Here is a 12457-nt window from a genome sequence, read left to right as displayed (position 1 = left end):
TCAACGCAGCCGCCTCACCGTCGCAGCGGCACCCGCAAAGCCCCGCGCCCCGCATGAGGAGCCACCCGCCATGGCAGAAAGCCCCGCCTACCCCGTAGGCCTCCGCCTCACCGCCCGCCGCACGGTCGTGCTCGGCGGCGGCCAGGTGGCCCAGCGCCGCCTCCCCGCCCTGATCGCGGCGGGCGCCGACATCCTCCTCGTATCGCCGACGGCGACGCCCTCCGTGGAGGCGATGGCGGACGCGGGGGAGATCACCTGGGAGCGCCGCCGCTACGAGGCCGGCGACCTCAAGGACGCCTGGTACGCCCTCATCGCCACCAGCGACAGCGAGGCCAACACGGCGGCCTCCGCGGAAGCCGAAGCCCACCGCGTCTGGTGCGTCCGCTCGGACGACGCCGACGCCGCCACCGCCCTGACCCCCGCGACCGGCCGCTCCGAAGGCGTCACGGTCGCGGTCCTCACCACGGACATCCACGGCCGGGACCCCCGCCGCACCGCGGCCATCCGCGACGCGGTCGTCGAGGGCCTGCGCGACGGCACCCTCGTGGCGCCCCACCACCGCACCCGCACCCCCGGCGTCGCCCTCGTCGGCGGCGGACCGGGCGACCCGGACCTCATCACGGTCCGTGGCCGTCGCCTCCTCGCCGAGGCGGACGTGGTCATCGCCGACCGGCTCGGCCCCCGCGACCTGCTCGACGAACTCCCGCCGCACGTCGAGGTGATCGACGCGGCGAAGATCCCGTACGGCCGCTTCATGGCCCAGGAAGCCATCAACAACGCGCTCATCGAGCATGCCAAGCAGGGCAAGTCGGTCGTCCGCCTGAAGGGCGGTGACCCCTTCGTCTTCGGCCGTGGCATGGAGGAGGCCCAGGCGCTTGCCGAAGCGGGCATCCCCTGCACGGTGGTCCCCGGCATCTCCAGCTCGATCTCGGTGCCCGGCGCCGCCGGCATCCCCGTCACGCACCGCGGTGTCGCCCACGAGTTCACGGTGGTCAGCGGCCACGTGGCCCCGGACGACGAGCGCTCCCTGGTCGACTGGGCATCCCTGGCCAAGCTGCGCGGCACTCTCGTCGTCCTGATGGGCGTGGACAAGATCGGCAGGATCGCCGAGACGCTCACCGCGCACGGCCGTTCGCCCGAGACCCCCGTCGCCCTGATCCAGGAGGGCACCACCGCGGCCCAGCGCCGCGTGGACGCCACGCTCGCCACCGTCGCCGCCGAGGTCGCCGCCCACGAGGTGAAGCCCCCGGCCGTCATCGTCATCGGCGACGTCGTGAACGTGGGGCCCGGCCGCCCCGCGTAACCACTCCGAGCCCCCGCGTAACCACCGGTAACCCAACCCGTCCCAAGGCGTTGGCACCACACCCAGGACAAGGCAGTATCACCCTGTGGCTGATCTCATCTCCATCGACGACCCCGCCGACCCGCGCCTGCGCGACTACACGGGCCTGACCGACGTCGAACTGCGCCGCAAGCGCGAGCCCGCCGAGGGCCTCTTCATCGCCGAGGGCGAGAAGGTGATCAGGCGCGCCAAGCAGGCGGGCTACGAGATGCGCTCGATGCTGCTCTCCGCGAAGTGGGTCGACGTCATGCGGGACGTCATCGATGAGGTCCCCGCCCCGGTGTACGCGGTCAACCCCGACCTGGCCGAGCAGGTGACCGGCTATCACGTCCACCGCGGCGCACTCGCCTCGATGCAGCGCAAGCCGCTGCCGACGTCGGACGAACTCCTTAACCGGGCACGCCGCGTCGTCGTCATGGAGTCGGTGAACGACCACACCAACATCGGGGCGATCTTCCGCAGCGCCGCCGCCCTCGGCATGGACGCGGTCCTGCTCTCACCGGACTGCGCGGACCCGCTCTACCGCCGCTCGGTGAAGGTCTCCATGGGCGCGGTCTTCTCCGTCCCCTACGCCCGGCTCGAATCCTGGCCGAAGGGCCTGGAGGGCGTACGGGAAGCGGGCTTCAACCTCCTCGCGCTCACCCCGGACGAGAAGGCGAAGACCCTGGACGAGGCGGCGCCCCACCGCATGGACCGGGTGGCGCTGATGCTCGGTGCGGAGGGTGAAGGCCTCACCACGAAGGCCCTGATGGCAGCCGACGAATGGGTCCGCATCCCGATGGCGCACGGCGTCGACTCCCTGAACGTGGGAGCGGCGGCCGCGGTCGCTTTCTACGCCGTGGCGACGGGCCGCCCTCAGCTCTGAGGACCCGGCCCCGGGTCCGCCCGCTGGCTCTGCTGTACGTCGCGCACATCGTGTACGCCGCTGCCGCCGAGCCCGCGCGCGGGTCCCTGGCACCCCTGGGCCGCCGCGATCCCCAGGGCCACGAGCAGCGTCACGACCACGAAGACGAAGAGCCGCTGGCGCAGCAGCCGCGGATTGGCGGGCCGCCGCGCGCCGCCGGAGCGCGTCGTGTTCCGGGACGCCGATGGCCGTGAGCCGGACCGCGAGGAACTGGACCCGGCCCGCGAGGAATTAGGCCGTGAGGAACCCGTACGGGACGGGCCGGTGCGCGAGGAACCCGGCCGTGACGAACCGGTCCGCGGCGGGGGAGTGCCCTGCGGCTGACGCCGCTGGGTGCGCTGGTCCGCGTACTCCTCGGCCATCCGTCCCGTGGGACGGTCCTGGTCCTGCCGGGGCGCGGGCGGCCGCGGATCCGTCAGGCCCTGTGCCTCACGGGCCGCGATCTCCTTGAGCCTGAGCGACAGTTGGAGCGTGCTGGGGCGCTCCTCCGGGTCCTTGGCGAGGCAGGCCCGGATCAGCGGGGCGAGCGCGTCTGGGACCCCGCCGAGCTGCGCCTCCTCATGGACGACGCGGTAGAGCATGACCTCTGAACTGCCGTGCCCGAAGGGTGAGTCCGCCATTCCCGCGTACGCAAGGGTGGCGCCGAGGGCGAACACGTCCGTGGCGGGTGTGACGGCGGCGCCGCGCACCTGCTCGGGCGCGAGGAATCCTGGCGACCCGACGGCCGTGCCCACGTGGGTCAGGGTCGAGGCGCCGGTGGCCCAGGCGATGCCGAAGTCGATGATCCGCGGTCCCTTCGGGGACAGCAGGATGTTCGACGGTTTCAGGTCGCGGTGCACGACACCGGCTTCATGTACGGCGACGAGGCCTTCGGCGAGCGCCGAACCGACGACCGCCACGTCGGCCGCGGAGAGCGGCCCCTCGGCGGCGACCTTGTCGTGCAGGGACGGCCCGGGAACGTACTGCGTGGCGAACCACGGCCGGTCGGCGTCGAGATCGGCGGCGACGAGCCGCGCGGTGCAGCCGCCGCGGATGCGCCGGGCCGCGGAGACCTCGCGCGCGAAGCGCGACCGGAACTCCTCGTCCTCCGCCAGATCGGGCCGGATCACCTTCAGGGCGACGCGCTGCCCCCGCCGGTCCGACCCCAGGTAGACGACACCCATGCCGCCGGCGCCCAGCCGCCTGTGCAGTCTGAACGAGCCGACGACACGCGGGTCCTCGCGCCGGAGCCGCATCATCGTCATGTCCATCCCCGCTGCCCGGTCCGTTGTCGTGCCACAGCTTACGTTTCCGTGGCCGGGCAGGTGCAGAGGCCGCGCCCTCGCGGCCCGACCGATTGTCAGTGCCGGGTGGGAAACTTGAAGAGTGGTCAGGGCGCCGGGGGAGAGCGGCCGTTGCACGGGGCGTGCTCCCCAACCATCCATCGCTGAAGGGGGATTGATCCCGTGAAGGGTGATCGCGTGGAGATAGTCGTGGACGCCGGGGACACGACACGGACGTACGAGGTGGTGGCGAGCCGGGCGGGCCGCCGGGTGGAGACGGCGGTGCGCAGAGGGGTGGTCGAAGTGAGCGAAGTCACCCGCAGCGGTTCCGTCGTGCGGACGGCACGGTTCATGTCGACCCGCGTCCTGGCTCTGGTCGAACAGCCCGTTCCCCGGGAGGACACGTCGGAGCGGGCCGCCCGTCCCCTCCGGGAAGACCCTGAGACCTAGGACCCCGTCTCCACCCACGGGAGTACATGACCGACGATCGCTCATCCTCCGGGAGGCCCGGCAATCGGTACGAGGGCATGACGACCCAGGCTGCCGGCGCACCTAGATTTGAGGTCAAGCGGCGGGTGGCAGCACTCGTCCCCCGAGGTCAGACACCCGCCGCTGCCAAATTCATACAGACTCGGTCAGGAGAGGAACCATGGCGGACACGGCACCGCGGGCAATGATCCGCACGCAAGGACGTAAGGCCTTCGCCACGTTCGGCGTCCGCCCGTCCGGCACGCGTCACCCCTTGGTGGCGACGGCCATGGTTCTTCCCCTAGCGGCCCTGCTGGTGGTCGTCTTCGGCGGCTGGGAAGCAGTGGTCACACAGGCGTCGTCCGTGGGCGTGATGCTGGGGCGCTGAGCGGCGCCCCGGGCCCGGATGAGCGGTCCGGGCGGGGACATCCGGCCAGGAAACCCCGTGGGGACGGGGGTGCGGCGGACGGCACGAGAAATGCCCGCGCAGCTGGGGAGCTGCGCGGGCACTTCTTTATGCGCCGGGGCTCTGCGGGGATCTCCTGGGCGCCGTAGATCACCGGCTGCGCCGAGCTCGTCCTCAAACGCCGGACGGGCTGGATATCCGGCCCGCGTACGCTCGCGGATGCACCGATCGACGTACCCCGGGGGACCCGTGACCGCCACCGCCTTGCTGCCGGCGCTGACCGCCAAGGTCCGCCACACAGCGCACCGCACCCCGCGTACCTGCGCCTGCGCCCCCGAAGCCGTCCTCGCGGACCGGGACGACGCCACCGTCGTCCAGCACGGTGACACCGTCGCCAAGGCGCACGCCCCCGGCACGGACCCCGCCGAGCTGGCCGCCCGCCTGAAGGTCGCCGCCGCCCTCCGCGGCACCCTCCTCCCTCCGCTCGGCGCGACAGCGATCCCGCTGCACGGCCGCCTCGTCACCTTCTGGGACGCCGGCACCCCCGTGGACCGCGACGACCCCGACGCCGCCCCCTGGGAAGCCACCGCCACCCTCCTCGCCCGCCTGCACGCCACGCCCCCGGCCGAACTCCCGCACCCGCTCCCGGACATGCGCGGCCCCGCGAAGGCCGCCCGTGCGATGACGCGGATGCGGGCCGCGGGACCGCACCCCGCCGCCGCCCCCGTCGAGGGAGCCTGGGCCACGCTCCCCGCCTGGGCCCGCGCCGAGGCACCGGCGCCGCTCCCCAAGCTCCTGTGCCACGGCGACCTGCACCTCGGCCAGCTGGTCCGCACCCGAGAAGGGCGCTGGCTGCTCATCGACGTCGACGACCTCGGCCTCGGTGACCCGGCCTGGGACCTGGCACGCCCCGCCGCCTGGTACGCCTGCGGCCTCCTCGCCCCTGACGAGTGGACCCGCTTCCTCACCGCCTACCGCACGGCACGCGGACCGGCGGTCCCGGCCGACGGCGCGGACCCCTGGCCCGCCCTCGACGCACCGGCCCGCGCCCTCACCGCGCAGACGGCCGCCCTGGCCGTGGCCAAGTCCGTCAGGGAGAACCGCCCCCTGGACGAGATCGAGCAGGCAGTGGTCGACGCCTGTGATCGAATGGCCGCCGTCCCGACGGAGTTGGCGCCCACCAGCACGAAGTAGGGTGCAACGCACCGAAAGCCGGGCAGAGATCCGGCGAAGCAGTCACGACCGTCGAGGAGTTGAGCCGACCATGCAGTGTCCCAAGTGCCACGCACCGATGCACACGTACAACCGCAATGGCGTCCAGATCGAGCAGTGCAGCGGTTGCCGCGGGATATTCCTCGACTATGGCGAGCTCGAGTCCCTGAGCCGACTGGAGAACCAGTGGGGCGGCCACCAGGCCCCGCCCCCGCCGCCGCCCGCCCCGCAGGCGTACCCGGCAGCTCCCGCCCCCCAGTGGGGCGCTCCCCAGCACGGCGGCCACCACGGCGGTCACTACGGCCACAACAAGCGGCACAAGAGCTTCGGGCACATGCTCTTCTCCTCCTGACCGGAGGAACGACGAAGCCCCCGGCCATGGGAACGGCCGGGGGCTTCGTACGGATGGTGCGCGATACTGGGATTGAACCAGTGACCTCTTCCGTGTCAGGGAAGCGCTCTCCCGCTGAGCTAATCGCGCAGGTCAACCTGCATGTGCTGCGTACTGCGTGCGCGATACTGGGATTGAACCAGTGACCTCTTCCGTGTCAGGGAAGCGCTCTCCCGCTGAGCTAATCGCGCGGGTTCAGACCTCAGGAAGGCGAGCCTTCGAGAAGATCCAGTGGACGATACTGGGATTGAACCAGTGACCTCTTCCGTGTCAGGGAAGCGCTCTCCCGCTGAGCTAATCGTCCTTGGAGGTGGAGACGGGATTTGAACCCGTGTAGACGGCTTTGCAGGCCGTTGCCTCGCCTCTCGGCCACTCCACCAGGAGTGCGGGGGGTCGGGAAGATCCCCCGTTTCCTGCGAGCGGACGACCAGGTTCGAACTGGCGACCTCAACCTTGGCAAGGTTGCGCTCTACCAACTGAGCTACGTCCGCTTGTCTTTCCCGGCCCGCTTGCGCGTCCCGGCGACGTGTTGAACTCTAGCGGATTCCTGGGCCAGTACAAAAACGCGTTTGCGCAGCGTGCTGCGCTGTCACTGGCCCGGGGCGCGACCAGGACACCGGTCATAGACTCGCAGACGTGCACAGCGCCCCTCAGATGTCCTCCCGGCCGCCCTCCGGGGCGCCCCTGCCCATGGCGCGCTTCGGCGGCCTCCTCGCGACCGGCCTCAGGGACGTGACCAGCGATCCCTCGGCGCTGGACTCCGATGGCTTCTGGGCCGTCTCCGCGACCTTCGAGGGCGAACTGGTCTGTGCCCGCTTCGACGACGTACGGGCCGAGCCGGTGCCCGCGCCGGTGCCCGGGGCGTGGCGGGGCCCTGCCGCCGGTGACTGGACGTCGTCGCTCGACCGCGCCGCGTATGTGGACGGTGTGCGTCGTGTGCGGGAACACATCGCGGCCGGGGATGTCTATCAGGCGAACCTCTGCCGCGTGCTGTCCGCGCCGGTTCCGGGCGGCGGGGACGGCTTGGACGGTGCGGACATCGACGCCCTGACCGCGCTCCTCGCGCGCGGGAACCCCGCCCCGTACGCCGGAACGATCCGCCTGCCCGGACACGGCGTCGAGATAGCGACGGCCTCGCCCGAGCTGTTCCTGCGCCGCGAGGGACGTGTCGTGGAATCGGGGCCGATCAAGGGCACGGGCCGGACCGAGGCCGACCTCCTCGAGAAGGACTACGCCGAGAACGTCATGATCGTGGACCTCGTCCGCAACGACATCGGGCGGATATGCGTGACCGGCTCCGTGACCGTCCCCGACCTGTGCGTGGTCGAGAAACATCCGGGTCTCGTCCATCTCGTCTCCACCGTCCGGGGCGAGCTCGTCCCCGGCACCGGCTGGCCCGAACTCTTCGCCGCCGCTTTCCCGCCCGGTTCCGTCACCGGCGCCCCCAAGTCCAGCGCCCTGCGCATCATCGACACCCTGGAGACCGCGCCCCGCGGCCCGTACTGCGGCGGTATCGGCTGGGTCGACGCCGACCGGGGCACCGGCGAACTGGCCGTCGGCATCCGCACCTTCTGGATCGACCGCGCTCAGGGCGTGCTGCGTTTCGGCACCGGCGCAGGGATCACCTGGGGCTCGGACCCCGAGGGGGAGTGGCGGGAGACCGAACTGAAGGCGGAACGGCTGCTGGCGGTAGCGTCGGGAGCGTACGAAGTGAGTGGAGGGACCCCCCAGTGAAGATCTGGCTCAATGGCGGCCTGCAGGACCTCGATACCGCCCGCGTCTCCGTGCTCGACCACGGACTGACCGTCGGCGACGGCATCTTCGAGACGGTCAAGACGGCCGAGGGGCGGCCCTTCGCGCTGACCCGGCACCTGGAACGGCTCGCCCGCTCGGCGCGCGGCCTCGGTCTGCCCGAGCCGGACCTGGACGAGGTGCGCGCGGCCTGCGCGGCCGTCATCAACGCCAACCCGATGCCGCTGGGACGACTGCGCATCACGTACACCGGGGGCCTCTCGCCGCTCGGCTCGGACCGTGGTGACCAGGGGCAGACGCTGGTCGTCGCCCTCGGGGAGGCGAACCGGCGCCCCGACACGACCGCCGTGATCACGGTCCCGTGGACCCGCAACGAGCGTGGCGCCCTGACCGGCCTGAAGACCACCTCGTACGCGGAGAATGTCGTCGCCCTCGCGCGCGCCCACGAACAGGGCGCTTCGGAGGCGTTGTTCGCCAACACGGTGGGGCAGCTGTGCGAAGGCACGGGTTCGAACGTCTTCGTCGTGCTCGACGGCGAGATCCACACGCCGCCGGTCGCCTCCGGGTGCCTGGCGGGCATCACGCGCGCGTTGGCCGTCGACTGGACGGGCGCGCGTGAGACCGATCTGCCGCTCGACGTCCTCGACCGCGCCGACGAGGTGTTCCTGACCTCGACGCTCCGCGACGTCCAGGCCGTGCACCGGATCGACGGGCGCGAACTGCCGGGCGCACCGGGAGCGGTGACCGCCAAGGCGATGCGGATCTTCGACGAGAGGGCGGCGGACGACCTCGACCCGTGACCGGTCGGGCGAGACGCCGCAAGTGCACGCGATCCTGATGACGCATGAGCCGCAGGGCGGGTAGAACTCCACTGATGACCACGACCCTGCGGCCGACCGGGCCGCTTCAGCAGAGCGCTGACGGCGCGAAGTCACGCACGTACGAAGTGCGCGTGAACAGCCGTCCTGTGGGCGGGATAGAACTCGCCACGCACCCCGTGTTCGGGCCCGGTGTCGCCGAGATGCGGGATCTGAGCATCAAGGAGCCCGACCGCAGGCGCGGCCGTGCCACCGTCGCCGTGCTCGCCGCCGAGGAGGTGGCGCGCGGCTGGGGCTGCAAGCGGATCGAGGTGGCCGTGCCCGCCGAGGCCGCGGCGGCCCACCGCCTCGCCGTGTCCCTCGGCTACGTGGAGCGCAACCGCCAGATGGCCAAGCCCCTGACCGCCGAGCCGCCCGCGCTGCCGGCGGGCGTCGAAGGGCGGCCGATGACCGAGGGCGAGTACGAGGTCTGGCTGGCCCACGAGCAGGAGGACTACGCGCAGACCTGGATCGAGCGCGGCGTCCCCGAGGCGGAGGCGCGCGCCAAGTCCGAGGCCGACCACGCCGACCACCTGCCCCAGGGCCTCGCCACCCCCGGTACCCGGCTCAGCGTGCTCACCCACGAGGGCACGGCGGTCGGCACCCTCTGGCTCGCGCGGCGCGAGCGCGACGCTTTCGTCTTCGACGTGGAGGTCGACGAGGAGTACCGCGGACGCGGCCACGGCAGGTCCCTGATGCTCCTCGCGGAGACCCAGGCCCGCGAGGCGGGCCTCGGCCGCCTGGGCCTCAACGTCTTCGCTGGCAACGTCCCGGCCCTGCGCCTGTACGAGTCCCTCGGCTACGAACCGGTCATGTACTACGTCTACAAGCAACTGCTCTAGGAGCGGGCCGGCGGTTCTAGGCGTCCTGCCCGGAGGCCGCGAGCAGGCGGTCCGCGATCTCCTCGACGCGCTCGCGCAGGCCCTCCTGGCTCTTGCCGCCGTCGAGGCGCTCGCCCCCGATGACGTACGTCGGTGTCCCGGTGACGCCGATCGCCTTGCCCTCGGCCTGGTCGGCGTCGACGATCAGGATGTGCCGGCCGTCGACGAGCGCGGTGTCGAACTCCTCCGCGTCCAGGTCCAGTTCCCGCGCGGCCTCGACCAGGAAGGGTTCGCCCTTGCGGGTCAGCTCCTCGACCTTGCCCAGCACGGCCTCGACGTACGGCCAGCCCTGTCCCTGCTCGAAGGCCTCCTCGGCGGCCTGGGCGGCGGCGAAGGAGTGCTTGTGCTTCTCGAGGGGGAAGTGCCGAAGCCGCAGGTCGACACGGTCGCCGTAGCGGGCACGGAGCGCGCGTACGTCGTCGAGGGCGGTCCGGCAGTCCGGGCACTGCAGCTCGCACCAGATGTCGATGACGAGGGGGCCGGCGGGGGCCGCGGGGGCAGAGTCGCTCATGGGGACAGTCTTCCAGCCCCGCGTCGGCCTCCCAACCGGGGCCGGGGGCGGCCGACCGGAACCTGCGGAGGAGACGTGACCCTGATATGTCCCTGAAGTCCGCTCGGGGCGTGGCTTGTGGGGGTCCACCCGGTGCAGGATGGAAGGGAAGACAGTGCCGGACAGTGCCACCGTCTACGCCCGCACGCCTGGAGGACCGGATGATTGCCGAGACCGTCTGTTCCGCCGTATCCGCGGCCGGCCTCGGCATTGCCGCGATCACGGCCTATCGCAAGCGTTTCCTCGCGGCGACGCGCCTTGCCGCCTACTCCCTGGTCCCGGTCGGCCTGGTGATGACCGGTGTCGTCGGATGGCTGGCCGACACCGCCTTCAGCATGAAGGCATGGGCAGGCTTCGGGGTCCTCGGCGTCGCCTGGCTGCTCTTCATGATCACTCGCGCCGTGGAGCGCCGCTCCGGAGGCACCCGCAAGGAGCGCAAGGCCGCGAAGGCGGCCCAGCGCGAGGCGGTGGCCCCCGCGGCGTCCGCACCCTCCCTGGGCCAGGGCACCCGCCCGGCCGCCCAGCCCGCGGCCCAGCCGAAGGCGGCCGCGCCCAAGGAGGACTTCAGCGACATCGAGGCCATCCTGAAGAAGCACGGCATCTGAGAGCGGCCGGGCCTCTGGAAGAGGCGCTGAGTGGTCAGCCGATGGCCCTGAGACTCCCTCGTTCGTGTGGACGGCGGTGCCGCCGGGTCTGACGAGGTGCGCCGCTGGTGGGCCGTGGACGGAACACACGGGACGCTGGGCTTTCGCAGGTCACGGAATGCGGCGAACTCCCGCGCTTTCCGGGCGTGTTGGTCAGCGGTACCCCCGGGACTGAGTCATCATCGCCGCGAGATGCTGGACACCGCACAGGGCGATGCCGCCCCGCCGAACGATGAGCGAGCCGCGACCGAAGAGCCCAAGGGCTGTCTGTTCGCGCTCTCCCAGCCACCCCTGATGATCTTCCTGGCGGTGATCGGCGTCCTGATCCTGATGGGTTCTCTGCACGATCTGCTGAGGCTCTAGCGGGGAGCGCCGCCTGCGCGTCGCGGCCGGGGCTCAGCCCGCCGCTTCCTTGCGCCGGGCCCGGTAGGCGGCGACGTGCAGCCGGTTGCCGCAGGTGCGGCTGTCGCAGTAGCGGCGCGAGCGGTTGCGGGAGAGGTCGACGAAGGCGCGCCGGCAGTCCGGGGCCTCGCAGCGTCGCAGCCGCTCCTGCTCGCCGGCGACCACGAAGAACGCGAGCGCCATCCCGCAGTCCGCGGCGAGGTGGTCGGCGATGGAGGCGCCGGGCGCGAAGTAGTGCACGTGCCAGTCGTAGCCGTCGTGGTCGGTGAGCCGGGGCGTGGTGCCCGCCGCCGCGATCAGTTCGTTGATCACCGCCGCCGCGGCCTGCGGCTCGGGCGCCGCGAAGACTTCGTGGAAGCGGCCGCGGATGTGCCGGACGCCGGCCAGGTCACGCTCCGAGAGCACTCCGACGTCACTTATGTCGTGGCTTCGTACGAACTCGCCCAGGGCTGCCACGTCCGGGAGTCCCTCCGTCTCGGTGCCCGCCGCGCTCTCTGCGTTCTCGTCGTCCGGCGCGGTGTTCACCAGATCGACCACGGCGTCGAGTGCGCACCGGGTGTCGTGGGTGATCAGCACGATTTGCTCCCTGGCCTGGGGTAGTGCGGTCTCCCCCGCTCGTGGAGAGCGTGGGGAGAGTGCCCGCCGATGCTGGCCGATGCTAGCGGCTTCACGACACGACGCACCGGCGCCGTCCCCGCGGGAATCCGCGGCGACGGCGCCGGTACGTCTGCTCTGTGCGGTTGTCGTGCCCGAGCCGTCGCCCCGAGTCGGACGGCGCCGGGCGCTCTCGCGCGGCCTGGAGCTAGCTTTCGGCCAGGATGTGCGAGAGCTCCGTATCCAGATCGAAGTGGCGGTGTTCCGTGCCGGGCGGCACGGCCGCGTCGGTTCGCTTCAGGAACGATTCCAGGGCCCGCGCCGGGGCCTCGAGCAGAGCCTCACCCTCGGGGGAGCTCAGGGCGATGCAGACGACGCCCTGACCGTGGCTCCGGGACGGCCAGACTCGGACGTCGCCGGTACCGGTGGGCCGGTGCAGGCCCTCGGCGAGGAGGTCGCGGGCGAACACCCACTCGACGGTTTCCTCGGCTCCGGTGTGGAAGGTGGCGTGCACGGCATAGGGATCGGCCGTGTCATACCGCAGTCCTGCGGGTACAGGCAGTGAGGACTCGCTCGACACAACGAGGCGCAGGTGCAGCTCGCAGCTGACCGTGGTGTTCATAAGCGCCAGGGCCTTTCGCTCAGTGTGCGCTCGGGGATTCGCACGTCGGCGAAATCGACATGCCACCTACGGTGCCGTTGTAAACCCCTCTGAGGGTTTTGGGTGTCTTTAGGTAGCTCGTACGGCGGGTTGTTCGTTCGATGGGTACAGCCATTCCAGTGACGGGTTTC

The 12457-nt window shown here is 71.6% G+C and carries 15 protein-coding genes and 5 tRNA genes; 11 read left to right on the top strand and 9 right to left on the bottom strand.

The annotated features are described in order from the left end of the window. The first annotated feature begins 70 nt into the window (after nucleotides 1-70). Nucleotides 71-1303 (top strand): uroporphyrinogen-III C-methyltransferase, encoded by a 1233-nt coding sequence (gene cobA, locus E5671_RS11995; protein ID WP_160503835.1) that lies wholly within the window; start codon nucleotides 71-73, stop codon nucleotides 1301-1303. Nucleotides 1304-1388: 85 nt separating this feature from the next. Then, nucleotides 1389-2207 (top strand): TrmH family RNA methyltransferase, encoded by an 819-nt coding sequence (locus tag E5671_RS11990; RefSeq protein WP_160503833.1) that lies wholly within the window; start codon nucleotides 1389-1391, stop codon nucleotides 2205-2207. Here E5671_RS11990 and E5671_RS11985 read toward each other — a convergent pair. Then, nucleotides 2198-3496, bottom strand: coding sequence for a serine/threonine-protein kinase (locus tag E5671_RS11985; RefSeq protein WP_160503831.1), 1299 nt, complete (start codon nucleotides 3494-3496; stop codon nucleotides 2198-2200). The genes E5671_RS11990 and E5671_RS11985 overlap by 10 nt on opposite strands. Nucleotides 3497-3691: 195 nt before the next feature. On the opposite strand from E5671_RS11985, the gene E5671_RS11980 reads away from it, so the two are divergent. From E5671_RS11980 to E5671_RS11965, 4 genes are all read left to right on the top strand, one after another. After that, a complete protein-coding gene (locus E5671_RS11980; protein WP_160503828.1) occupies nucleotides 3692-3958 on the top strand; it encodes a hypothetical protein in 267 nt (88 codons plus the stop codon). A 199-nt stretch (nucleotides 3959-4157) separates the two neighbouring features. Continuing rightward, on the top strand, nucleotides 4158-4364 hold the full coding sequence (locus E5671_RS11975) for a hypothetical protein (RefSeq protein ID WP_160503827.1): 207 nt from the start codon (nucleotides 4158-4160) through the stop codon (nucleotides 4362-4364). A 267-nt stretch (nucleotides 4365-4631) separates the two neighbouring features. Further along, the gene (locus E5671_RS11970; RefSeq protein ID WP_336605737.1) at nucleotides 4632-5576 is read left to right on the top strand and encodes an aminoglycoside phosphotransferase family protein; all 945 of its coding nucleotides are present in this window, start codon (nucleotides 4632-4634) and stop codon (nucleotides 5574-5576) included. A 70-nt stretch (nucleotides 5577-5646) separates the two neighbouring features. Continuing rightward, a complete protein-coding gene (locus E5671_RS11965; protein WP_160503823.1) occupies nucleotides 5647-5946 on the top strand; it encodes a TFIIB-type zinc ribbon-containing protein in 300 nt (99 codons plus the stop codon). A 54-nt stretch (nucleotides 5947-6000) separates the two neighbouring features. Here the strand turns inward: E5671_RS11965 and E5671_RS11960 are convergent. From E5671_RS11960 to E5671_RS11940, 5 genes are all read right to left on the bottom strand, one after another. Then, a tRNA-Val gene (locus E5671_RS11960) sits at nucleotides 6001-6075 on the bottom strand. A gap of 29 nt (nucleotides 6076-6104) precedes the next feature. Continuing rightward, nucleotides 6105-6176 (bottom strand) — tRNA-Val (locus E5671_RS11955). A 41-nt stretch (nucleotides 6177-6217) separates the two neighbouring features. Next, a tRNA-Val gene (locus E5671_RS11950) sits at nucleotides 6218-6289 on the bottom strand. A 1-nt stretch (nucleotide 6290) separates the two neighbouring features. After that, nucleotides 6291-6364 (bottom strand) — tRNA-Cys (locus E5671_RS11945). Nucleotides 6365-6403: 39 nt separating this feature from the next. Continuing rightward, nucleotides 6404-6476: transfer RNA gene (locus E5671_RS11940), tRNA-Gly, on the bottom strand. A gap of 163 nt (nucleotides 6477-6639) precedes the next feature. On the opposite strand from E5671_RS11940, the gene E5671_RS11935 reads away from it, so the two are divergent. From E5671_RS11935 to E5671_RS11925, 3 genes are all read left to right on the top strand, one after another. Next, nucleotides 6640-7719, top strand: a complete 1080-nt coding sequence (locus E5671_RS11935; RefSeq protein ID WP_160510136.1) for a chorismate-binding protein — start codon at nucleotides 6640-6642, stop codon at nucleotides 7717-7719. Beyond that, nucleotides 7716-8537 (top strand): aminotransferase class IV, encoded by an 822-nt coding sequence (locus E5671_RS11930; RefSeq protein ID WP_160503821.1) that lies wholly within the window; start codon nucleotides 7716-7718, stop codon nucleotides 8535-8537. Before E5671_RS11935 ends, E5671_RS11930 begins: the two co-directional genes overlap by 4 nt. A gap of 74 nt (nucleotides 8538-8611) precedes the next feature. Then, on the top strand, nucleotides 8612-9436 hold the full coding sequence (locus tag E5671_RS11925) for a GNAT family N-acetyltransferase (protein ID WP_160503819.1): 825 nt from the start codon (nucleotides 8612-8614) through the stop codon (nucleotides 9434-9436). Between the two features lie 16 nt (nucleotides 9437-9452). Here E5671_RS11925 and E5671_RS11920 read toward each other — a convergent pair whose 3' ends face one another. Next, nucleotides 9453-9986, bottom strand: coding sequence for a DsbA family protein (locus E5671_RS11920; RefSeq protein ID WP_160503818.1), 534 nt, complete (start codon nucleotides 9984-9986; stop codon nucleotides 9453-9455). Nucleotides 9987-10186: 200 nt separating this feature from the next. On the opposite strand from E5671_RS11920, the gene E5671_RS11915 reads away from it, so the two are divergent. After that, nucleotides 10187-10630 carry a hypothetical protein gene (locus E5671_RS11915; RefSeq protein ID WP_160503816.1) on the top strand — a complete coding sequence of 148 codons (444 nt, stop codon included), beginning with the start codon at nucleotides 10187-10189 and terminating at the stop codon, nucleotides 10628-10630. A 231-nt stretch (nucleotides 10631-10861) separates the two neighbouring features. Further along, nucleotides 10862-11032 (top strand): hypothetical protein, encoded by a 171-nt coding sequence (locus E5671_RS45370; protein ID WP_202121088.1) that lies wholly within the window; start codon nucleotides 10862-10864, stop codon nucleotides 11030-11032. Nucleotides 11033-11065: 33 nt separating this feature from the next. Here the strand turns inward: E5671_RS45370 and E5671_RS11910 are convergent, their stop codons facing one another. Then, nucleotides 11066-11647: a CGNR zinc finger domain-containing protein gene (locus E5671_RS11910; protein ID WP_160503815.1), complete on the bottom strand. Its 582-nt coding sequence runs from the start codon at nucleotides 11645-11647 to the stop codon at nucleotides 11066-11068. A gap of 226 nt (nucleotides 11648-11873) precedes the next feature. Next, nucleotides 11874-12287, bottom strand: a complete 414-nt coding sequence (locus tag E5671_RS11905; protein WP_003959770.1) for an SsgA family sporulation/cell division regulator — start codon at nucleotides 12285-12287, stop codon at nucleotides 11874-11876. Nucleotides 12288-12457 lie beyond the last annotated feature (170 nt).

The sequence above is a fragment of the Streptomyces sp. BA2 genome, assembly GCF_009769735.1.
In the GTDB taxonomy this organism is placed as follows: domain Bacteria; phylum Actinomycetota; class Actinomycetes; order Streptomycetales; family Streptomycetaceae; genus Streptomyces.
The sequence above is the reverse complement of the archived record's forward strand: the minus strand, read 5'-3'. Positions and strand labels throughout refer to the sequence as shown.